Origin of the sequence: Streptomyces sp. NBC_00461, assembly GCF_036013935.1 — a bacterium.
Lineage (GTDB): Bacteria > Actinomycetota > Actinomycetes > Streptomycetales > Streptomycetaceae > Streptomyces.
This window is the reverse complement of record NZ_CP107902.1, coordinates 1,797,399-1,819,621: the sequence shown is the minus strand read 5'-3', so window position 1 is coordinate 1,819,621 and position 22,223 is coordinate 1,797,399. Positions and strand designations below refer to the sequence as shown.

The window sequence follows — 22,223 nt, the reverse complement described above, 5'->3', positions numbered from 1 at the left end:
TCAGCCGAAGCGGGTCCTGGGGGCGGCAGCCGGCCCCCCGGAACCCACGAGCCCACGGAACCCTCGGAACCTACGCGTCGTAGACGTCGGCCTTCCTCGGAGTCGGGTCCTGCACAGCCGTACTCAAGAACGCGGACCTCGTGCCGAACTTCTCCGTCTCCACGCCGTTCTCCGTCAGCACCCGGATCGCCGCGGCGTGCACCACCCGCAGCACCGGCGTCGCGGCGCGCAGCGCGTCGTCGGCCATGAAGCGGTGGCGCCAGGGCTGGTCGGCCCAGGCGTGCCGGAGACCGAAGGGCTCGGGCAGCGTTATCGTGCCGCCCAGCCAGTTCAGCAGGGGCGGGTACCAGGAGATCGGGGCACGGACGGCCAGCCGTACCACCTCGTCGGTGTTGACCAGCGGCAGCGCCACCTTGCGGGTCTCCCAGGGCTTGAAGGACTTCTGGACCTCCTTCGTCGGGGCCTCGGGCTTGCCGGTGAACAGGCCGTTCACGGGACCCAGCGCATGTCCGGTGACCTCGATCCGCAGCGTCTCGTGCAGCACGGTCACCGTGATCATCATGGTGATGACCAGCTGCCCTTCCCACAGCGTCCACTGCACGCCCAGATAGTGCCGGTCACCCGCGCCGAACTGCTGCTTGTTGCAGATGTCCTGTATGGCGTGCGACTTGACCTGGTAGGCGTCCACGTCGGTGCCCTCGGGCCGGGACACCGCCTTCGTGCCCTCCGCGATCGGCGTGACGATCCAGTGCCGTACGGACGGGGTCGGGAAACCGCCGGTGTTCAGCGTGTTCCGCTCCAGCATGCGCAGTTGGTCGTGGATCGCCCGGATGACGTCCCAGCTGCGGAAGGGATGGATCTCCCGCGTGGGATCCGCCGACACCAGGTCCTCGGCGAGCTGCCAGCTGCCCCAGCGCGTGCCCATGCCGAGGATGCCCTTGGGACCGGCGTAGAAGACCGAGTTGGACTGCTGCTCGGCGCTCAGCTTGGCGAGCGACTGGCGCAGCGTGTCCGCCTTGGTCTCGCCCGGGCTGGTCGGCACCGCCTCGGGCACCTTGGCGCCGATGCTGCTGCCGGCCAGCAGGCTGTCCCAGCGCCCGCGCAGGTCCTTCGCCGTGCGCTCGCAGATCTGCTTGGCCCAGAACCAGCCGATGACGGGCATGACGACACAGGCTCGCGCGTACCAGGCCCAGAACCCGGTGAACGGCATCCGGATCAGGAAGACCACGGCCAGCGCGCCCACCGCCACCAGCAGCGTCGTCGCCATCGCGCCGGCCCGCTTGTCCTCCCGCTTGGAGACCGTGGTGCGGATCGAGAAGACCAGTAGCCACACCAGCAGCCCCGGCAGGAACAGCACACCGCACAGCACCATGACGATGCTCAGCATCTGGTCGCGGGCCTTGCGGATGTTGTTCGCCGCGAGGCAGTGCTCGACGGTGACCTGCGGCTCGGCGCCGAAGGACTGGATGAGCGGCTTGCGGCCGGGGCCCACCATGCGGTCCACGACCGCCCGGGAGAAGGCTTCACCCAGGTTGGGCCGGAATATCGTGCCCCACTTCAGGCCGGGCTTCACGGTGGTCTGGTGCCACTCGTTGTCAGCGTTCTTGATGTCTATGACCGGGTTGTCCCGGTATGCCGCAGAGGCCAGCGCGAACGTCGCCGTCTGCGCCTGGTCGCCCGTGCGCGGCACCTGTGGACCGAAGATGTCCCCGTAGCCGCTGTCAACGGTCATTCCCGCCCCCGATCGCTGCCGGATGTCGCCTCTGCGGCTTTCCCGACTTCCTTGCTTCGCACACCTGTTGATCAGGTCATCAGCGTATCCGCAGGCACCGACATTCGTCGGCGGACGGCCGAAGCCGCCCGCCGACGCGGAGGGGAGCGTTCCACAAAAGCCACTTGAGAGCGCCCGTCGCCCAACTACGAGGCGGCGCGCACCTCTTCGCGAATCCTTTCTGCAATCTGCGGCGGCATCGGCTCGTGCCGCGCGTACGCACGGTTGAAGCGCCCGGTGCCGTGCGAGAGGGAGCGCAGATCCACCGCGTACCGCCCGATCTCGATCTCGGGCACCTCGGCCCGTACGAGCGTCCGGCTGCCGGTGGTCTGTTCCGTGCCGAGCACCCGGCCGCGCCGTCCGGACAGGTCGCTCATGATGGCGCCCACGTAGTCGTCGCCGACCAGAATGGTCACCTCCGCCACCGGCTCCAGGAGGTGGATCTTCACGTCGGACGCGGCCTCCCGCAGTGCCAGCGCGCCGGCCGTCTGGAACGCCGCGTCGGAGGAGTCCACGGAGTGCGCCTTGCCGTCCAGCAGCGTCACGCGGACGTCGATGAGCGGATACCCCGCGGCAACTCCCTTGGCCGCCTGGGCCCTTACGCCCTTCTCGACGGACGGGATGAACTGCCGCGGCACCGCGCCGCCGACGACCTTGTCCACGAACTCGATGCCCGAACCGCCCGGCAGCGGCTCCACCTCGATCTCGCAGATCGCGTACTGCCCGTGCCCGCCGGACTGCTTCACATGGCGCCCGCGCCCACCGGACTTGGCCGCGAACGTCTCCCGCAGGGAGACCTTGTGCGGTACGACATCGACCTGGACGCCGTAGCGGCTGCGCAGCCGTTCCAGCGCGACGTCCGCGTGCGCCTCGCCCAGGCACCACAGCACCACCTGGTGGGTGTTCGGGTTCTGTTCGAGCCGCATGGTCGGATCCTCGGCGACCAGCCGGGACAGGCCCTGCGAGAGCTTGTCCTCGTCCGCCTTGCTGTGCGCCTCGATGGCGAGCGGCAGCAGCGGGTCGGGCATCTCCCACGGCTCCATGAGCAGCGGGTCGTCCTTGGCCGAGAGGGTGTCGCCGGTCTCCGCGCGGCCGAGCTTCGCCACGCACACCAGATCGCCCGCGATGGCGTGCGTCACCACGCGCTGCTGCTTGCCGAAGGGGGTGGACAGCGCACCGACGCGCTCGTCGACGTCGTGGTCCTCGTGCCCGCGGTCCGCCAGGCCGTGGCCCGAGACGTGCACCGTCTCGTCGGGGCGCAGCGTGCCGGAGAAGACGCGGACCATGGAGACGCGGCCGACATAGGGGTCGGAAGCGGTCTTCACGACCTCGGCGACCAGCGGACCCTCCGTGTCACAGGGTTTGATCTCGCGCGGCTTGCCGTTGATCGTCGTGACCCCCGGCGTGGGGTGCTCGAACGGCGTCGGGAACCCGCCGGTGACCAGCTCCAGCAGCTCGACCGTGCCGATCCCCTGCCGGGCGCCCTCGGCCGCGGGGGCGGCGGCCAGCACCGGGAAGAAGACCCCGCGCGCCACGGCCCGCTCCAGGTCCTCCACGAGCGTCCCGAAGTCGATCTGCTCGCCGCCCAGATAGCGGTCCATGAGGGTCTCGTCCTCGCTCTCCGAGATGATCCCCTCGATCAGCCGGTTGCGGGCCTCCTCCATCTCGGGCAGCTGGTCCTCGCCCGGTTCGGACTCCTTGCGCTCCCCGGACGCGTAGTCGAAGAGCTTCCGCGACAGCAGCCCGACCAGCCCGGTCACGGGCGCGTGCCCGTCGGGCCCCTGCGGGCCGTGCAGCGGCAGGTACAGCGGGATCACCGCGTCCGGGTCGTCCCCGCCGAAGGCCTCCGCGCAGGTCCGCGTCATCCCCTCGAAGTCCGCCCGGGCGGACTCCAGGTGTGTGATCACGATCGCCCGCGGCATGCCGACGGCCGCGCACTCCTCCCACACCATGCGGGTCGAGCCGTCCACGCCGTCGGAGGCCGAGACGACGAAAAGGGCCGCGTCCGCGGCTCGCAGACCGGCCCTGAGTTCCCCGACGAAGTCGGCGTATCCGGGGGTGTCGAGGAGATTGACCTTGATGCCGTCCCATTCGACCGGCACCAGGGAGAGCTGTACCGAGCGTTGCTGCCGGTGCTCGATCTCGTCGTAGTCGGAGACCGTGCCGCCGTCCTCCACACGGCCCGCCCTGTTCACCGCTCCCGCCGTCAGCGCGAGAGCTTCCACCAATGTCGTCTTGCCCGATCCGGAGTGGCCGACCAGCACCACATTCCGTACGGACGCGGGGTGGTCGGCCGCCGTTGCCCTGCCGGCGGCTCCGGGGTGTGCGTTTGCCTTGTCGCCCATGGCCTTGCCTCCCGTGCACGGTGAGGTCACTCTGGGCGCGGGCGTGCCGGGCCGCGTGCGGTGGCGGCTCCGATGACGCCCGCGGTTCTTCGAGCTTTCCACTCCCGTCACGGTGCGTCCATACAGAGGACGCGATCGCGCCTCCCGCGGCCGGCTGCGGGCCATCCGCCGGATCTCCGCACAGACGTCCGGGTGCCCGGCCGTCGCACAAGCGCGCGCGTGGCTACGATGGGCCAGCCGGTGGCCAGCAGGGGCCGCGGCCACACCGACCGTCGGGAAGGCCATGCTGAACAAGTACGCGCGTGCATTTTTCACGCGTGTCCTCACACCGTTCGCCGCGTTTCTCATCCGGCGGGGCGTGAGCCCCGACACGGTCACGCTCCTCGGTACCGCCGGCGTGGTCGCGGGCGCGCTGGTCTTCTACCCCATGGGCGAGTTCTTCTGGGGCACGGTCGTGATCACGCTGTTCGTGTTCTCCGACCTCGTCGACGGCAACATGGCGCGCCAGCTGGGCCGTAGCAGCCGCTGGGGCGCCTTCCTGGACTCCACGCTCGACCGGGTCGCCGACGGCGCGATCTTCGGCGGATTCGCCCTCTGGTACGCGGGCGGCGGCGACGACATCGCCCTGTGCGCCGTCTCGATCTTCTGCCTGGCCAGCGGCCAGGTGGTGTCGTACACCAAGGCCCGGGGCGAGTCGATCGGCCTGCCGGTCGCCGTCAACGGCCTCGTGGAGCGAGCCGAGCGCCTGGTCATCTCCCTGGTCGCGGCCGGGCTCGCCGGGCTGCACAAGTTCGGCGTGCCGGGGATCCAGTACCTGCTGCCCGTCGCGCTGTGGATCGTCGCCGTGGGCAGCCTGGTCACGCTGATCCAGCGGGTCGTCACGGTCCGTCGCGAGTCGGCGGAGGCGGAGGCGGCGGCCGAGGCGGCACCGCCGGAGAACGCCTCGCAGGGGAGTGAGGCGGCGAAGTGAGCGCCCGGGATCAGCTCACCGACGCCCTGTACGGACTCGGCTGGGGCACGGTCAAGAAGCTTCCCGAGCCGGTCGCCGTACGCCTCGGACGCACCATCGCCGACCTTGCCTGGAAGCAGCGCGGCAAGGGCGTGCAGCGGCTGGAGAGCAACTACGCGCGCGTGCTGCCGGACGCGAGCCCCGAGCGCCTGGCCGAGCTCTCGCGCGCCGGCATGCGCTCGTACCTGCGCTACTGGATGGAGTCCTTCCGGCTCCCGGCGTGGAGCGCGGACCGCATAAGGAACGGCTTCGACCCCAAGGGCCTGCACCACCTGACCGACGGGATCGCCTCCGACAGGGGCCTCGTCCTCGCGCTGCCGCACATGGCCAACTGGGACCTCGCGGGCGCCTGGGTCACCACAAAGCTGGAGACGCCGTTCACGACGGTCGCCGAGCGCCTGAAGCCGGAGACCCTGTACGACCGTTTCGTCGCCTACCGCGAGGGCCTCGGCATGGAGGTACTGCCGCACAGCGGCGGCACCGCCTTCGGCACCCTGGCCCGGCGACTGCGTGACGGCGGCCTGGTCTGCCTGGTCGCCGAGCGCGACCTGTCGTCCTCGGGCGTCGAGGTCCAGTTCTTCGGCGAGGCCACGCGGATGCCGGCCGGCCCCGCCCTCCTCGCCCAGCAGACCGGCGCACTGCTCCTGCCGGTCACCCTCTGGTACGACGACTCGCCCGTCATGCAGGGGCGCGTGCACCCACCGGTCGAGGTGCCCGAGACAGGCAGCCGGGCCGAAAAGACGTCTGTCATGACACAGGCGCTGGCCGATGCCTTCGCCACGGGGATCGCCGACCATCCGGAGGACTGGCACATGCTCCAGCGCTTGTGGCTCAAGGACCTTGAACCGCGACCAGCCGACGGTGCGACCGGGGAGCGGCCGTGAGGATCGGCATCGTGTGCCCGTACTCCTGGGACGTGCCCGGCGGGGTCCAGTTCCACATCCGTGACCTCGCGGAGTACTTCATCCGGCTGGGCCACGAGGTCTCCGTCCTGGCGCCCGCAGACGACGACACCCCGTTGCCGCCGTACGTCGTCTCGGCCGGCCGCGCGGTCCCGGTGCCGTACAACGGCTCGGTGGCCCGGCTGAACTTCGGCTTCCTGAGCGCCGCTCGCGTGCGCCGCTGGCTGCACGACGGCGAGTTCGACGTCGTGCACATCCACGAACCGACCTCCCCGTCGCTGGGCCTGCTGACCTGCTGGGCGGCGTCCGGCCCGATCGTCGCCACCTTCCACACCTCGAACCCCCGCTCGCGGGCGATGATCGCCGCGTACGCGATCCTCCAGGCGGCCCTGGAGAAGATCAGCGCGCGCATCGCGGTGAGCGAGTACGCCCGTCGCACCCTCGTCGAACATCTCGGCGGCGACGCGGTCGTCATCCCGAACGGCGTCGACGTCGACTTCTTCGCCCGGGCCAAGCCCAAGCCCGAGTGGCAGGGAGACACCATCGGCTTCATCGGCCGTATCGACGAGCCCCGCAAGGGCCTGCCGGTCCTGATGAAGGCGCTCCCGGCGATCCTCGCCGCCCGCCCGCAGACCCGCCTGCTGGTCGCGGGCCGGGGCGACGAGGAGGAGGCGGTCGAGACCCTGCCCGCCGAACTCCGCTCCCGCGTCGAGTTCCTGGGCATGATCAGCGACCAGGACAAGGCCCGCTTCCTGCGCAGTGTCGACCTCTACGTCGCCCCCAACACCGGCGGTGAGAGCTTCGGCATCATCCTCGTCGAGGCCATGTCCGCCGGCGCCCCCGTCCTCGCCGCCGACCTGGACGCCTTCGCCCAGGTCCTCGACCAGGGCGCGGCGGGCGCACTCTTCGCCAACGAGGACTCCGGCGCGCTGGCGGAGGCGGCCCTGAGGCTGCTGGGAGACCCGGAGCGCCGGGCCGAGTTGCGCGAGCGGGGGAGTGCGCACGTACGGCGCTTCGACTGGTCGACCGTCGGGGCGGACATCCTGTCGGTGTACGAGACGGTCACGTCGGGCGCGGCGGCGGTCGCGGCGGCGGACGACGACCGCGGGCCGGGGCTGCGGGCGCGGCTGGGGCTGGCACGGGACTGACGACGACGGTTCCCGGCGGCTGACCGACCACAGTTGTCCCGGCGGCAGGCGACGGCGGGTTTCGGTGGTGACCATGGTGGTCGCGGCGGCTGGCGATGGCGGGTTTCGGTGGTGACCATGGTGGTGCCGGGGGCTGGTGACGGTGGGTTTCGGTGGTGACCATGGTGGTCGCGGCGGCTGACCGACACTGGCGGTCTCGGCGGCTGACCACGGCAGGTCCGGTGGGTCGACCGTAATCCCGCCATCATTCCGTCACGGCTGATCACAACTGCCCCTCGGTACCCCGGTAACGTGACCGCCCGTGACCGCAACCCTCATCTGGATCCTCGCCGCCCTGCTCGCGATCGGCCTCTACCTGAGCTGGACGGCGGGCCGGCTGGACCGGCTGCACGCCAGGATCGACGCAGCCCGTGCCGCGCTCGACGCGCAGCTGGTGCGCCGGGCCTCCGTGGCGCAGGAACTCGCCACCTCCGGTGTCCTCGATCCGGCCGCCTCGATCGTCCTGTACGAGGCGGCGCACGCGGCCCGGCAGGCCGAGGAGGAGCAGCGGGAGGTCGCCGAGAGCGAGCTGAGCCAGGCACTGCGAGCCGTGTTCGCGGTGCCGCAGCAGGTGGAGGTGGTGCGCGAGGCGCCCGGCGGGGACGAGGCCGCCCACGAACTGACCGAGGCGGTACTGCGGGTCCCGATGGCCCGCCGCTTCCACAACGACGCCGTGGGCGCGGCCCGCAGGCTGCGCGAACACCGCAAGGTGCGCTGGTTCCGGCTGGCCGGACACGCCCCCTTCCCGATGGCCTTCGAGATGGACGACGAACCGCCTGCGGCCCTGGCCGACCGGGTCTCCCAGCAGCCATAACCCCACCGCAGTCCGGAAAAGGATCCACCGGCTTGCCATTGGCCCTTGCTTTGGACTGGCCCATTCGCGTTTCCTCGGTGTCTGCAGAAACCCTCTTTCACCGAGTGAGGTCAACCCGTGTCCAGCACGCTCTCCGAAAACCAGGCCCCCGAGACCGGCACCGCACGCGTGAAGCGCGGCATGGCCGAGCAGCTCAAGGGTGGCGTGATCATGGACGTCGTCACGCCGGAGCAGGCGAAGATCGCCGAGGACGCGGGCGCCGTCGCCGTCATGGCCCTGGAGCGGGTCCCGGCCGACATCCGCAAGGACGGCGGCGTGGCCCGTATGTCCGACCCGGACATGATCGAGGGCATCATCGAGGCCGTCTCGATCCCGGTCATGGCCAAGTCCCGCATCGGCCACTTCGTCGAGGCCCAGGTCCTGCAGTCCCTCGGCGTCGACTACATCGACGAGTCCGAGGTCCTCACCCCGGCCGACGAGGTCAACCACTCCGACAAGTGGGCGTTCACCACCCCCTTCGTCTGCGGTGCCACCAACCTGGGCGAGGCCCTGCGCCGTATCGCCGAGGGCGCGGCCATGATCCGCTCCAAGGGTGAGGCCGGCACCGGAAACGTCGTCGAGGCCGTCCGCCACCTGCGCCAGATCAAGAACGAGATCGCCCGCCTGCGCGGCTACGACAACAACGAGCTGTACGCCGCCGCCAAGGAGCTGCGCGCCCCGTACGAGCTGGTCAAGGAAGTCTCCGAGCTCGGCAAGCTCCCGGTGGTCCTGTTCTCCGCCGGCGGCGTCGCCACCCCCGCCGACGCCGCGCTCATGCGCCAGCTCGGCGCCGAGGGCGTCTTCGTCGGCTCCGGCATCTTCAAGTCCGGCGACCCGGCCAAGCGCGCCGCCGCCATCGTGAAGGCGACCACCTTCTACGACGACCCCAAGATCATCGCGGACGCGTCCCGCAACCTGGGCGAGGCCATGGTCGGCATCAACTGCGACACCCTCCCCGAGGCCGAGCGCTACGCCAACCGCGGCTGGTAACCACCCATGAGCACTCCTGTCATAGGCGTCCTGGCCCTTCAGGGCGACGTCCGGGAGCACCTCGTCGCCCTGGCCGCGGCCGATGCCGTGGCCAGGCCGGTGCGGCGCCCCGAGGAACTCGCCGAGGTGGACGGCCTCGTCATCCCCGGCGGCGAGTCCACCACCATCTCCAAGCTGGCCGTCCTGTTCGGCGTCATGGAGCCCCTACGCGCGCGCGTGCGTGACGGCATGCCCGTCTACGGCACCTGCGCCGGCATGATCATGCTCGCCGACAAGATCCTCGACCCGCGCTCGGGCCAGGAGACCATCGGCGGCATCGACATGATCGTGCGCCGCAACGCCTTCGGCCGCCAGAACGAATCCTTCGAAGCGGCGGTCCACGTCCGGGGCGTCGCGGGCGATCCCGTGGAGGGCGTCTTCATCCGCGCCCCCTGGGTCGAGTCCGTCGGCGCCGAGACCGAGGTGCTCGCCGAGCACGAGGGCCACATCGTCGCGGTCCGTCAAGGCAACGCCCTCGCCACGTCCTTCCACCCGGAACTGACCGGCGACCACCGCGTGCACTCCCTCTTTGTCGACATCGTGCGCGCGAACCGGACGCCGGAGTCCTTGTAGGATCTCAGGCGTTGGTTGCAGAGATGGGTTACGCGAAGGAGACAGGCAGATGTCCGGCCACTCTAAATGGGCTACGACGAAGCACAAGAAGGCCGTGATCGACGCCAAGCGCGGCAAGCTCTTCGCGAAGCTGATCAAGAATATCGAGGTGGCTGCCCGGATGGGCGGCGTCGACATCGAGGGCAACCCCACTCTCTACGACGCCATCCAGAAGGCGAAGAAGTCGTCGGTCCCGAACAAGAACATCGACTCCGCGGTCAAGCGCGGCGGCGGCCTCGAGGCCGGCGGCGCCGACTACGAGACGATCATGTACGAGGGTTACGGACCGAACGGCGTCGCGGTGCTCATCGAGTGCCTCACCGACAACCGCAACCGCGCCGCCTCGGACGTGCGCGTCGCCATGACCCGCAACGGCGGCAACATGGCCGACCCCGGCTCGGTGTCGTACCTCTTCAACCGCAAGGGCGTCGTCATCGTCCCCAAGGGCGAGCTGAGCGAGGACGACGTCCTCGGGGCCGTCCTGGACGCCGGCGCCGAGGAGGTCAACGACCTCGGCGAGTCCTTCGAGGTGCTCAGCGAGGCCACCGACATGGTCGCCGTCCGCACCGCCCTCCAGGACTCCGGGATCGACTACGACTCCGCCGAGGCCAACTTCGTCCCGACTATGCAGGTCGAACTGGACGAGGAGGGCGCCAGGAAGATCTTCAAGCTGATCGACGCGCTCGAGGACAGCGACGACGTGCAGAACGTCTTCGCCAACTTCGATGTCAGCGACGAGGTCATGGAGAAGGTCGACGCGTAACACGGCCTCGAACGCGGCGGTTTCGGCGGGCCGGTGGGACACGTCCCACCGGCCCGCCGCTGTTGTCGGTGGCAGCGGATAGCCTGGCGTGAAGTCAAAGATCACCGAGGGGAGGGGCACGTGCGCGTACTGGGGGTGGACCCCGGACTGACGCGGTGCGGCGTGGGCGTCGTCGAGGGGGTCGCGGGCCGGCCGCTCACCATGGTGGGCGTCGGAGTCGTACGGACGCCCGCGGACGCCGACTTGGGGCACCGCCTCGTCGCCGTCGAGCAGGGCATCGAGCAGTGGCTGGACGAGTACCGGCCCGAAGTCGTCGCCGTGGAGCGGGTGTTCAGCCAGCACAACGTACGGACCGTGATGGGCACCGCCCAGGCCAGCGCCGTCGCCATGCTGTGCGCCGCCCGCCGCGGCATCCCCGTCGCCCTGCACACCCCCAGCGAGGTCAAGGCCGCGGTCACCGGCAGCGGCCGCGCCGACAAGGCACAGGTCGGCGCCATGGTCACCCGGCTGCTCCGGCTCGACGCGCCCCCCAAGCCGGCCGACGCCGCGGACGCCCTCGCGCTCGCCATCTGCCACATCTGGCGCGCCCCCGCCCAGAACCGACTCCAGCAGGCCGTCGCCCTGCACGCAGCCAAAGCACCGACCCCGTCGAAAGGCCGTACGGCATGATCGCCTTCGTGAGCGGCACGGTCGCCGCCCTCGCCCCGGACGCCGCAGTCGTCGAGGTCGGCGGTGTCGGCATGGCCGTGCAGTGCACCCCCAACACGCTCTCCACCCTCCGCATCGGCAAGCCGGCCAAGCTCGCCACCTCCCTGGTCGTCCGCGAGGACTCGCTCACGCTGTACGGCTTCGTGGACGACGACGAGCGTCAGGTGTTCGAGCTGCTGCAGACGGCGAGCGGAGTCGGCCCCCGCCTGGCCCAGGCGATGCTGGCGGTGCATTCCCCGGACGCCCTGCGCCGAGCCGTCTCCACCAGCGACGAGAAGGCCCTCGTCGCCGTCCCCGGCATCGGCAAGAAGGGCGCCCAGAAGCTGCTGCTGGAGCTCAGGGACCGGCTCGGCGAACCGATCGGCGCCCCGGCCGTCGGTACGGCGGTCACCTCCGGCTGGCGCGACCAGCTGCACGCCGCCCTGATCGGCCTCGGGTACGCCTCCCGCGAGGCCGACGAGGCCGTGTCCGCCGTGGCGCCACAGGCCGAGGCGACCGAGGGCACGCCCCAGGTCGGTCAGCTGCTCAAAGCGGCCCTGCAGACCCTCAACCGCGCCCGCTGACCCACCTGCACGAGCCCAGCTAGGAGATCTCAGTGAACTGGGACGACCCGACCGACACCCCCGCCGCCGAGCGGCTCGTCGGCCCCGCCGCGGAGCGGCTGGTGGACTCTGCTGCCGATGGCGAGGACCAGGCCGTCGAGGCCGCCCTGCGCCCCAAGGACCTGGACGAGTTCATCGGACAGGAGAAGGTCCGCGAGCAGCTCGATCTCGTGCTGCGCGCCGCACGCGCGCGTGGCGCCACCGCCGACCACGTGCTGCTCTCCGGCGCCCCGGGCCTCGGCAAGACCACCCTCTCGATGATCATCGCGGCCGAGATGGGCGCCCCGATCCGCATCACCAGCGGACCCGCCATCCAGCACGCCGGCGACCTTGCCGCGATCCTCTCCTCCCTCCAGGAGGGCGAGGTCCTCTTCCTCGACGAGATCCACCGCATGTCGCGGCCCGCCGAGGAGATGCTGTACATGGCGATGGAGGACTTCCGCGTCGACGTCATCGTCGGCAAGGGCCCCGGCGCCACCGCCATCCCCCTCGAACTGCCCCCGTTCACCCTGGTCGGTGCCACCACGCGCGCGGGCCTGCTGCCGCCCCCGCTGCGCGACCGCTTCGGCTTCACCGCGCACATGGAGTTCTACGAGCCCGCCGAGCTGGAGCGCGTCATCCACCGCTCCGCGAACCTGCTCGACGTCGAGATCCAGGCCGACGGCGCCGCCGAGATCGCCGGCCGCTCCCGCGGCACGCCCCGTATCGCCAACCGCCTGCTGCGCCGCGTGCGCGACTACGCCCAGGTCAAGGCCGACGGATTCATCACCCGCGACATCGCCGCGGCCGCGCTGAAGGTCTACGAGGTCGACGCCCGCGGCCTCGACCGCCTCGACCGCGGAGTTCTGGAGGCCCTGCTCAAGCTGTTCGGCGGCGGTCCCGTCGGCCTCTCCACGCTCGCGGTCGCCGTGGGGGAGGAGCGCGAGACCGTCGAGGAGGTCGCCGAACCGTTCCTCGTCCGGGAGGGCCTGCTCGCCCGCACCCCGCGCGGACGGGTCGCCACCCCCGCGGCATGGGCGCATCTCGGCCTCACGCCGCCCCGCTCGGCAACTGCGGGAAACGGACAACAGGACCTGTTCGGGACGTGATGGGTTCGTGACGGCGAGGGCATTGGCCCGGTCAGGAACCCAGGTGCCATGCTGAGCGTTGTTCCCTGCGCGTGGACTCGCTTAGACTCCGCCGATGCCGCCTTTGTCGGCGGTATACATACCCCCATCCATGAGGCCGCTCTCCATCGCGGTCGTGCGAAGGAAATACCGTCCCGTGAATATCACCATGCTCCTCCCCTTCATCGTGCTCATCGGGGCCATGTTCCTCATGACCCGCTCGGCCAAGCGCAAGCAGCAGCAGGCCGCCGCGATGCGCAACGAGCTGCAGCCCGGCAGCGGCGTCCGCACGATCGGGGGCATGTACGCGACGGTCAAGGAGGTCAACGACGACACGGTCCTCCTCGACGCCGGCCCGGGAGTCGAGCTCCTCTTCGGGAAGAACGCCATCGGTTCCGTGCTCAGCGATGACGAGTACAACCGCATCGTGCACGGCATCGAGCACGACCTGAAGTCCGACACCGACGTGGTCCCGGACGACGCCTCCTCCCTCACCGAGTCCGACGACTCCGCCGACGAAGCTGCCGCCGCCTCCGACGACAAGTCCGTCGACCTCGGCAAGAAGGACGCGACCGAGGAGCCGGCCGACGACACGACGGCCGCCGAGGCCACGTCGGACGCAGAGCCGAAGAAGACCGACGGCGACTCCGAGGCGAAGTAGCCATGCCCCAGGGCGTGCGGTCCGCTTCCGCGCGCCCCGGATCATGCGCAGCTCGCACGGGATCCCGACACCATGCCATGGCCGTCCGCCCGAAGATCCGGCGCGGAGCGGCCCGAGAGGGAGTACGAGAAGGTGGCAGCACCTAAGAAGGGCCGAAGCGCGAGCGCCCAGAGCAAGCCAGGGCGCTCGCTGGCCCTCATCCTGATCGCCATCGTGGCGCTCACCGGAGGAATGTTCGCCTCCGGTCATACCACTCCGCGTCTCGGCATCGACCTTGCCGGAGGTACGAGCATCACGCTTCGTGCGGTCCCGGAGAAGGGCCAGGAATCCGCGATCAACAAGACCAACATGAACACAGCGGTCGACATCATGAACCGCCGTGTCAATGGTCTTGGTGTCTCGGAGGCCGAGGTTCAGACCCAGGGCGACAAGAACATCATCGTCAACATCCCCAAGGGCACGAACTCCAAGGAGGCGCGGGACCAGGTCGGCACCACCGCCAAGCTGTACTTCCGGCCGGTGCTCACCACCGAGGTCTCCGGCGCCGCCGCCAAGACTCCTCCCTCGCCGAGCGCCTCTGGCAGCGCGTCGGACAAGGCGAGCGAAAAGGCCACCGGGAAGTCGACCCCGTCCTCCTCCACGACCCCGTCGGCCACGGCCACCTCGCAAGGCCGCCCCGTCAGCGACGCCCTCAAGGCCGACGCGACGCCGAGCGCCACCGCCTCGTCCGGTGCGAAGTCCTCCGCGAGCCCCTCCCCGTCCGCGACCGGCTCCGTCAGTGACGCGACCAAAAAGCTGGAAGCGCAGTACACCGCCCTCGACTGCCGGAAGAAGGCGGCCCGCGCGACGGCCGGCAAGGGTGTCAAGGCCACCGACCCCACGATCGCCTGCGGTCAGAACTCGCAAGGCCAGTGGCAGAAGTACATCCTCGGCCCGGCCGCGGTCGACGGCACCGATGTGAAGAAGGCCTCGGCCGTCTTCAACACGCAGTCCGGCGCCGGCTGGACCGTCACCATGGAGTTCACCTCCAAGGGCAGTGACAAGTTCGCTAACATCACCGGCAAGCTGGCGCAGAACCAGACCCCGCAGAACCAGTTCGCGATCGTCCTCGACGGCGACGTCGTCTCCGACCCGTTCGTCAAGCAGGCGCTGACCGGCGGCAGTGCCGAGATCTCCGGCAGCTTCAACCAGGACGAGGCGCAGAGCCTCGCCAACATGCTGTCGTACGGCGCCCTGCCGCTGACCTTCAAGGAGGACAGCGTCACCACGGTGACCGCGGCCCTCGGTGGCGAGCAGCTGCACGCCGGTCTGATCGCGGGTGCCATCGGCCTCGCGCTGGTCGTCATCTACCTGCTGATCTTCTACCGCGGCCTGTCGGTCATCGCGATCCCCTCGCTGCTGGTCTCCGCGATCCTCACGTACGTGATCATGGCGCTGCTCGGTCCGACCATCGGCTTCGCGCTGAACCTCCCGGCCGTCTGCGGTGCGATCGTCGCGATCGGTATCACCGCGGACTCGTTCATCGTGTTCTTCGAACGCATCCGGGACGAGATCCGCGAGGGCCGCTCGCTGCGCCCCGCCGTCGAGCGGGCCTGGCCGCGCGCCCGGCGCACCATCCTCGTCTCCGACTTCGTGTCGTTCCTCGCCGCCGCGGTGCTGTTCATCGTCACCGTCGGCAAGGTCCAGGGCTTCGCGTTCACGCTCGGTCTGACCACCGTGCTCGACGTCGTCGTGGTCTTCCTGTTCACCAAGCCGCTGATGACGCTGCTGGCCCGCCGGAAGTTCTTCGCGCAGGGCCACAAGTACTCCGGCCTGGACCCGAAGGCACTGGGCGCCAAGCCACCGCTGCGCCGCACCCGTCGTCCCGCCCCCGTCGACCCGAAGGAGGCGTGAGATGTCGAAACTCGGCAGCCTCGGCGCCCGACTGCACCGCGGCGAGGTCGGCTACGACTTCGTCGGCAACCGCAAGATCTGGTACGGCATCTCGATCCTGATCACCATCACGGCCATCCTCGGCCTGGCGGTGCGCGGCCTGAACATGGGCATCGAGTTCCAGGGCGGCGCCGTCTTCACTACCCCGAAGCACATGACGGCCTCGGTCACCTCCGCCGAGGGGTACGCGCAGGACGCGTCCGGCCACGACGCGATCGTCCAGAAGCTCGGCGACGGCAGCCTGCGCATCCAGATCGCGGGCATCGACACCGACAAGTCCGACGCGATCAAGGACAAGCTCGCCAAGGACCTGAAAGTCGACACCGAGAACATCAACGCGGACCTGGTCGGCCCCAGCTGGGGTGACCAGATCGCCAACAAGGCCTGGCAGGGTCTGGCGATCTTCATGGTCCTGGTCGTGATCTATCTGGCGATCGCCTTCGAGTGGCGCATGGCGCTCGCCGCCCTCGTCGCGCTGATCCACGACATCACCATCACCACCGGTATCTACGCCCTCGTCGGCTTCGAGGTCACGCCGGGCACGGTGATCGGTCTGCTGACCATCCTGGGTTACTCGCTCTACGACACGGTCGTCGTCTTCGACAGCCTCAAGGAGCAGACGAAGGACATCACCAAGCAGACCCGCTGGACCTACAGCGACATCGCCAACCGGTCGATCAACAGCACCCTGATGCGGTCCATCAACACGACCGTGGTCGCGCTGCTGCCGGTCGGTGCCCTGCTGTTCATCGGTGGCGGCTTCCTCGGCGCCGGCATGCTCAACGACATCTCGCTGTCGCTGTTCGTCGGTCTCGCGGCCGGTGCGTACTCCTCGATCTTCATCGCCACGCCGCTCGTCGCCGACCTCAAGGAGCGCGAGCCTCAGATGAAGGCCCTGAAGAAGCGCGTCCTCGCCAAGCGGGCCCAGGCCGCGGCGAAGGGCGAGCCGCTGGAGCACGAGACCGTGGACGCGACGTACGACGACGAGCCCGAGGACGCGGCGCACGCGGTCGTCGGTCCGCGCAACCAGCCCGCGTCCCGCAACCGCGGCCGGGGCCGTCCCTCCGGGAAGCGCCGATGACGGACATCAAGGAGCTGCTGCTCAGCCGCATCCGGGATGTGGCCGACTACCCGGAGCCGGGTGTGATGTTCAAGGACATCACCCCGCTCCTGGCGGACCCGGCGGCCTTCACGGCGCTGACGGACGCGCTGGCCGAGATCGCCACGAACACCGGTGCCACGAAGGTCGTCGGCCTCGAGGCCCGCGGTTTCATCCTCGGCGCCCCGGTCGCCGTGCGGGCCGGCCTCGGCTTCATCCCCGTACGCAAGGCGGGCAAGCTTCCCGGAGCCACCCTCGGCCAGGCGTACGAGCTGGAGTACGGCTCGGCCGAGATCGAGGTGCACGCGGAGGACCTGTCCGCCGACGACCGCATCCTGATCGTCGACGACGTCCTCGCCACGGGCGGCACCGCCGAGGCCTCGATACAGCTGATCCGCCGGGCGGGCGCCGAGGTCGCCGGCCTCGCGGTCCTGATGGAGCTCGGTTTCCTTCGCGGCCGCCCCCGCCTGGAACCGGCACTCGCGGGCGCACCACTGGAAGCCCTGCTCCAGGTCTGACACCGCAGCACCCACCACGAAACGGCCGGCCCGGCCTCACCGGTCCGGCCGTTTCGCACATCAGCAGCCCTCGGGCCACGCCCCGGTCGGACCCGTGCGGGGCCTGTGCCCTACGCCGCGCGCCCCCACACGGCACCAGAGCCGCTGTCCTGTCGGCCCCCGCCCACCCGGTCGGTCACCTGGTGCGGCGCCGCCTCTCGGCCTGGGTGCGGTCCCGTATCGCCCGTGGCGCTTCTCGACCTTCGTGCGGCCCCGCAGCTCCCGAACGGCTTCTCGGCCCTCGTAGGGCCCCGCAGTCCTTGTGCGGCTTCTCGGACCCGTCCAGCCCCGGAGCTCCCGTGCGGCTTCTCGGCCTGTGTGGGGCCCCGCAGCTCCCGAACGGCTTCTCGGCCCTCGTAGGGCCCCGCAGTCCTTGTGCGGCTTCTCGGACCCGTCCAGCCCCGGAGCTCCCGTGCGGCTTCTCGGCCTGTGTGGGGCCCCGCAGTCCTTGTGCGGCTTCTCGGACCTGTCCAGCTCCGGAGCTCCCGTGCGGCTTGTCGACCTTCGTGCGGCCCCGCAGCTCCCGGACGGCTTCTCGGCCCTCGTTGGGCCCCGCAGTCCTCGTGCGGCCCGCGGCCCCCGTATGGCCCCGCTTCCCTCGTACGTCCCCCCAGCCCCCGCGCTACCCCCCCTCCGGCCCTCGTTCGCCCCCGGCGCCCCGCCCCGGCCCTCGTACGAGCCCCCGTTATGTTTTCCGCGGTCCTGCAAGAGGGCCGCTGGCCTCCGGGCCCGGCATGACTGTGTCCCCCTGTCGAACGGATGACCTGGGGGGTGGTGTCACCGGGCCCGGGAGGTGCCGTCGGAGACGCTGATCAGAGGTCCGGCCACCACCCGGTCCGGCGCAACGCCGGACAGCTCGCGGGCGGCAGGTCTGCATAACGTGGATGCGCGCGTACGACACCACTGCCGAGGCCGGCACGATCAACTCCCCTGGAAGGGCGCGATGTTCGACACCGAAGACGTGGGCGTGTTCCTCGGCCTGGACGTCGGCAAGAGCTCTCATCACGGGCACGGGCTGACTCCGGCCGGCAAGAAGGTCTTCGACAAGCAGCTGCCCAACAGCGAGCCGAAACTGCGGGCCGTGTTCGACACACTGGCCGCGAAGTTCGGCACCGTGCTGGTGATCGTGGACCAGCCCGCCTCCATCGGAGCCCTCCCGCTCGCGGTCGCCCGGGACACCGGCTGCAAGGTCGCCTACCTGCCCGGACTCGCGATGCGGCGGATCGCCGACCTGTATCCGGGCGAGGCCAAGACCGATGCGAAGGACGCTGCGGTCATCGCGGACGCGGCCCGCACCATGCCGCACACCCTGCGCTCGCTGGAACTCACCGACGAGATCACCGCCGAACTCACGGTCCTCGTCGGCTTCGACCAGGACCTCGCGGCCGAGGCCACCCGCACCTCCAACCGGATACGCGGCCTGCTCACCCAGTTCCACCCGTCGCTGGAGCGGGTTCTGGGCCCCCGCCTCGACCACCAGGCCGTCACCTGGCTGGTGGAGCGCTACGGCTCCCCCGCCGCACTGCGCAAAGCCGGCCGCCGCAGGCTCGTCGAGCTCATCCGGCCCAAGGCCCCGCGCATGGCCCAGCGGCTGATCGACGATGTCTTCGAGGCGCTGGACGAGCAGACCGTCGTGGTCCCGGGGACCGGCACCCTCGACATCGTCGTGCCCTCCCTGGCCCGCTCGCTCGCCGCTGTCCACGAACAGCGCCGGGCCCTGGAAGCCCAGATCAACGCCCTGCTGGAGGCCCACCCTCTTTCCCCGGTCCTGACGTCGATGCCCGGCGTCGGCGTCAGGACCGCCGCCGTCCTGCTGGTCACCGTCGGCGACGGCACCAGCTTCCCGAACGCCGCCCACCTGGCCTCCTACGCCGGACTCGCCCCGACCACGAAGTCGTCGGGGACCTCGATCCACGGCGAACACGCGCCCCGAGGCGGCAACCGCCAGCTCAAACGCGCCATGTTCCTTTCCGCCTTCGCCTGCATGAACGCCGATCCCGCCTCCCGCGCCTACTACGACAAGCAACGCGCCCGCGGCAAAACCCACACCCAGGCCCTCCTCCGCCTCGCCCGCCAACGCATCAGCGTCCTGTTCGCCATGCTCCGAGACGGCACCTTCTACGAATCCCGCACGCCCGCGGACGTCGAGCTCGCCGCATGACCCCAGCAAGACCGAATCACCCCAAACCCGACAGGGGTGCCTTGACGAAGGACATAGAGGCACCCCCCCCCCGGCGCCCGCGCCTCCCCCCACCCCCGCACCCCACCCCCGCCAACCCCCCGTCACCCCCAAGACACCCCCACCTCACCCCGAAGCCGTGCTCGGGAATCCGGCAGGTGCCTCTTCTGTTTCGTGGGTAGACGGTCCTCACAGTGGCCTGAAGGCGATCCTGCGGCCCAGGATCGCTACCATGGGGTCTCCGGAGCCTGACCGGGGGACCCGGATCGCGCACGAGGAGTCCTCTTGCCAGACGAGGCCCAGCACCTGACCGCCGCCAAGCCCGAGTCCGCCTCGGCAGCCGCGGCCAAGCCCGCGCCGAACACACCGCACGCGAAGAACGACGCTCGCGGGCCCGTCGAGCACGCCCAGTCGGCCCCCGTGGGCAAGTCGGCCGAGGAGTCGCGCCCCAAGCCGTCCCCCGCTCTCGACTCCGCCCGAGCGGCAGCCCCCTCGGGCGAGCGAACCGCACCCACGCCGCCCGCGGTCCGCCCGAACACCGGCCAGCCCGCCCGCTCCGGCTCCTCCAACCGCGTCCGCGCCCGGCTGGCCCGCCTCGGCGTCCAGCGCTCCAACCCGTACAACCCGGTGCTGGAGCCGCTGCTGCGGATAGTGCGCAGCAACGACCCGAAGATCGAGACCGCCACGCTGCGGCAGATAGAGAAGGCCTACCAGGTCGCCGAGCGCTGGCATCGCGGCCAGAAGCGCAAGAGCGGCGACCCGTACATCACCCACCCGCTGGCCGTGACCACGATCCTCGCCGAGCTGGGCATGGATCCGGCCACCCTTATGGCCGGTCTGCTGCACGACACCGTCGAGGACACCGAGTACGGCCTCGACCAGCTGCGCCGCGACTTCGGCGACTCGGTCGCGCTGCTCGTCGACGGCGTCACCAAGCTGGACAAGGTCAAGTTCGGCGAGGCGGCGCAGGCCGAGACCGTGCGCAAGATGGTCGTCGCCATGGCCAAGGACCCGCGCGTCCTGGTCATCAAGCTCGCCGACCGCCTGCACAACATGCGCACCATGCGCTACCTCAAGCGCGAGAAGCAGGAGAAGAAGGCGCGCGAGACGCTGGAGATCTACGCGCCGCTCGCCCACCGCCTCGGCATGAACACCATCAAGTGGGAGCTGGAGGACCTCGCCTTCGCGATCCTCTACCCCAAGATGTACGACGAGATCGTACGACTGGTGGCCGAGCGGGCACCGAAGCGTGACGAGTACCTGGCCATAGTGACCGACGAGGTGCAGCAGGACCTGCGGGCCGCACGGATCAAGGCGACCGTCACCGGCCGCCCGAAGCACTACTACAGCGTCTACCAGAAGATGATCGTCCGCGGACGCGACTTCGCGGAGATCTACGACCTGGTGGGGATCCGTGTCCTCGTCGACACGGTCCGCGACTGCTACGCCGCCCTCGGCACCGTGCACGCGCGATGGAACCCGGTCCCCGGCCGGTTCAAGGACTACATCGCGATGCCCAAGTTCAACATGTACCAGTCGCTGCACACGACGGTCATCGGCCCCAACGGCAAGCCGGTCGAGCTGCAGATCCGCACCTTCGACATGCACCGCCGCGCCGAGTACGGCATCGCCGCGCACTGGAAGTACAAGCAGGAGGCCGTCGCCGGCGCCTCCAAGGTGCGCTCGGACCAGCCGAGGACCACCGGCAAGGACGACCACCTCAACGACATGGCGTGGCTGCGCCAACTCCTCGACTGGCAGAAGGAGACCGAGGACCCCGGCGAGTTCCTGGAGTCCCTGCGCTTCGACCTGTCGCGCAACGAGGTCTTCGTCTTCACGCCGAAGGGCGACGTGATAGCGCTGCCGGCCGGCGCCACCCCGGTGGACTTCTCGTACGCGGTGCACACCGAGGTCGGCCACCGCACCATAGGAGCACGGGTCAACGGCAGGCTCGTACCGCTCGAATCCACCCTGGACAACGGCGACTTGGTGGAGGTCTTCACCTCCAAGGCGGCCGGCGCGGGCCCCTCCCGCGACTGGCTGGGCTTCGTGAAGTCGCCGCGCGCCCGCAACAAGATCCGGGCCTGGTTCTCCAAGGAGCGCCGCGACGAGGCGATCGAGCAGGGCAAGGACGCCATCGTCCGCGCGATGCGCAAACAGAACCTGCCGATCCAGCGCATCCTCACCGGCGACTCGCTGGTGACGCTCGCGCACGAGATGCGCTACCCGGACATCTCCGCGTTGTACGCGGCGATCGGCGAGGGCCACGTCTCCGCGCAGAACGTCGTGCAGAAGCTCGTCTCCGCGCTCGGCGGCGAGGAGGCGGCCACCGAGGAGATCGACGAGTCGGTCCCGCCGACCAGGAGCCGCAGCCGCAAGCGCCGCTCCAACGCCGACCCGGGCGTCGTCGTCAAGGGCGTCGACGACGTGTGGGTCAAGCTGGCCCGTTGTTGTACGCCTGTTCCCGGTGACCCCATCATCGGTTTCGTCACGCGCGGTAGTGGCGTATCGGTTCACCGCAACGACTGCGTGAACGTGGACTCGCTGTCCCGCGAGCCCGAGCGCATCCTCGAGGTCGAGTGGGCGCCCACCCAGTCCTCGGTCTTCCTGGTCGCCATCCAGGTCGAGGCACTGGACCGCTCCCGGCTCCTGTCGGACGTCACCCGTGTCCTGTCCGACCAGCACGTCAACATCCTGTCCGCGGCCGTCCAGACCTCCCGCGACCGCGTCGCCACCTCACGCTTCACCTTCGAGATGGGCGACCCGAAGCACCTCGGCCACGTCCTGAAGGCCGTGCGGGGCGTGGAGGGCGTGTACGACGTCTACCGGGTGACGTCGGCGCGCAGCAGGTCTTAGAGGCGGTATGGAGCCGTAAGGGATACACGCGCAAGGAAAGGGCCCCGTACCC

Annotated in this window: 18 protein-coding genes; 16 read left to right on the top strand and 2 right to left on the bottom strand. The window is 70.1% G+C overall.

Features of this window, described 5'->3' with window-relative positions:
• Positions 1–70 precede the first annotated feature (70 nt).
• Both OG870_RS08765 and OG870_RS08760 read right to left on the bottom strand, forming a co-directional pair.
• On the bottom strand, positions 71–1,732 hold the full coding sequence (locus tag OG870_RS08765; RefSeq protein ID WP_266510758.1) for a hypothetical protein: 1,662 nt from the start codon (positions 1,730–1,732) through the stop codon (positions 71–73).
• 185 nt (positions 1,733–1,917) lie between these two features.
• The gene (locus OG870_RS08760) at positions 1,918–4,116 is read right to left on the bottom strand and encodes an elongation factor G-like protein EF-G2 (RefSeq protein ID WP_266585999.1); all 2,199 of its coding nucleotides are present in this window, start codon (positions 4,114–4,116) and stop codon (positions 1,918–1,920) included.
• 283 nt (positions 4,117–4,399) lie between these two features.
• Here OG870_RS08760 and pgsA point away from each other — a divergent pair, with 283 nt between their 5' ends.
• The 16 genes from pgsA to OG870_RS08680 all read left to right on the top strand — a co-directional run bounded on the left by pgsA (position 4,400) and on the right by OG870_RS08680 (position 22,171).
• On the top strand, positions 4,400–5,086 hold the full coding sequence (gene pgsA / locus OG870_RS08755) for a phosphatidylinositol phosphate synthase (protein WP_323178384.1): 687 nt from the start codon (positions 4,400–4,402) through the stop codon (positions 5,084–5,086).
• Entirely contained in the window at positions 5,083–6,009 is a 927-nt protein-coding gene (locus OG870_RS08750; protein WP_266586001.1) for a phosphatidylinositol mannoside acyltransferase, read from the top strand. Before pgsA ends, OG870_RS08750 begins: the two co-directional genes overlap by 4 nt.
• Positions 6,006–7,175: a glycosyltransferase family 4 protein gene (locus OG870_RS08745; RefSeq protein ID WP_266510747.1), complete on the top strand. Its 1,170-nt coding sequence runs from the start codon at positions 6,006–6,008 to the stop codon at positions 7,173–7,175. The genes OG870_RS08750 and OG870_RS08745 overlap by 4 nt, the downstream gene beginning before the upstream one ends.
• A 301-nt stretch (positions 7,176–7,476) precedes the next feature.
• Positions 7,477–8,028 (top strand): hypothetical protein, encoded by a 552-nt coding sequence (locus OG870_RS08740; protein WP_266510744.1) that lies wholly within the window; start codon positions 7,477–7,479, stop codon positions 8,026–8,028.
• Positions 8,029–8,145: 117 nt separating this feature from the next.
• Positions 8,146–9,057 (top strand): pyridoxal 5'-phosphate synthase lyase subunit PdxS, encoded by a 912-nt coding sequence (pdxS, locus tag OG870_RS08735; protein WP_266510741.1) that lies wholly within the window; start codon positions 8,146–8,148, stop codon positions 9,055–9,057.
• A 6-nt stretch (positions 9,058–9,063) separates the two neighbouring features.
• On the top strand, positions 9,064–9,669 hold the full coding sequence (pdxT, locus tag OG870_RS08730) for a pyridoxal 5'-phosphate synthase glutaminase subunit PdxT (RefSeq protein WP_266510736.1): 606 nt from the start codon (positions 9,064–9,066) through the stop codon (positions 9,667–9,669).
• 49 nt (positions 9,670–9,718) lie between these two features.
• Complete coding sequence (locus OG870_RS08725) at positions 9,719–10,471, top strand: YebC/PmpR family DNA-binding transcriptional regulator (protein WP_266510731.1); 753 nt, start codon at positions 9,719–9,721, stop codon at positions 10,469–10,471.
• Positions 10,472–10,591: 120 nt separating this feature from the next.
• Complete coding sequence (ruvC, locus tag OG870_RS08720; protein ID WP_266510728.1) at positions 10,592–11,140, top strand: crossover junction endodeoxyribonuclease RuvC; 549 nt, start codon at positions 10,592–10,594, stop codon at positions 11,138–11,140.
• A complete protein-coding gene (gene ruvA, locus OG870_RS08715; RefSeq protein ID WP_266923459.1) occupies positions 11,137–11,742 on the top strand; it encodes a Holliday junction branch migration protein RuvA in 606 nt (201 codons plus the stop codon). Before ruvC ends, ruvA begins: the two co-directional genes overlap by 4 nt.
• A 32-nt stretch (positions 11,743–11,774) precedes the next feature.
• Positions 11,775–12,869: a Holliday junction branch migration DNA helicase RuvB gene (gene ruvB, locus OG870_RS08710; protein ID WP_266510723.1), complete on the top strand. Its 1,095-nt coding sequence runs from the start codon at positions 11,775–11,777 to the stop codon at positions 12,867–12,869.
• A 187-nt stretch (positions 12,870–13,056) separates the two neighbouring features.
• Positions 13,057–13,548 carry a preprotein translocase subunit YajC gene (gene yajC / locus OG870_RS08705; RefSeq protein WP_405626728.1) on the top strand — a complete coding sequence of 164 codons (492 nt, stop codon included), beginning with the start codon at positions 13,057–13,059 and terminating at the stop codon, positions 13,546–13,548.
• A 132-nt stretch (positions 13,549–13,680) separates the two neighbouring features.
• On the top strand, positions 13,681–15,441 hold the full coding sequence (gene secD, locus OG870_RS08700) for a protein translocase subunit SecD (protein ID WP_266510717.1): 1,761 nt from the start codon (positions 13,681–13,683) through the stop codon (positions 15,439–15,441).
• Between the two features lies 1 nt (position 15,442).
• Positions 15,443–16,561 carry a protein translocase subunit SecF gene (gene secF / locus OG870_RS08695; protein ID WP_266510714.1) on the top strand — a complete coding sequence of 373 codons (1,119 nt, stop codon included), beginning with the start codon at positions 15,443–15,445 and terminating at the stop codon, positions 16,559–16,561.
• A complete protein-coding gene (locus OG870_RS08690) occupies positions 16,558–17,097 on the top strand; it encodes an adenine phosphoribosyltransferase (RefSeq protein ID WP_266510711.1) in 540 nt (179 codons plus the stop codon). Before secF ends, OG870_RS08690 begins: the two co-directional genes overlap by 4 nt.
• 982 nt (positions 17,098–18,079) lie before the next feature.
• Positions 18,080–19,297 carry an IS110 family transposase gene (locus tag OG870_RS08685; protein ID WP_266588272.1) on the top strand — a complete coding sequence of 406 codons (1,218 nt, stop codon included), beginning with the start codon at positions 18,080–18,082 and terminating at the stop codon, positions 19,295–19,297.
• Between the two features lie 303 nt (positions 19,298–19,600).
• On the top strand, positions 19,601–22,171 hold the full coding sequence (locus OG870_RS08680; protein ID WP_266510708.1) for a RelA/SpoT family protein: 2,571 nt from the start codon (positions 19,601–19,603) through the stop codon (positions 22,169–22,171).
• Positions 22,172–22,223 lie beyond the last annotated feature (52 nt).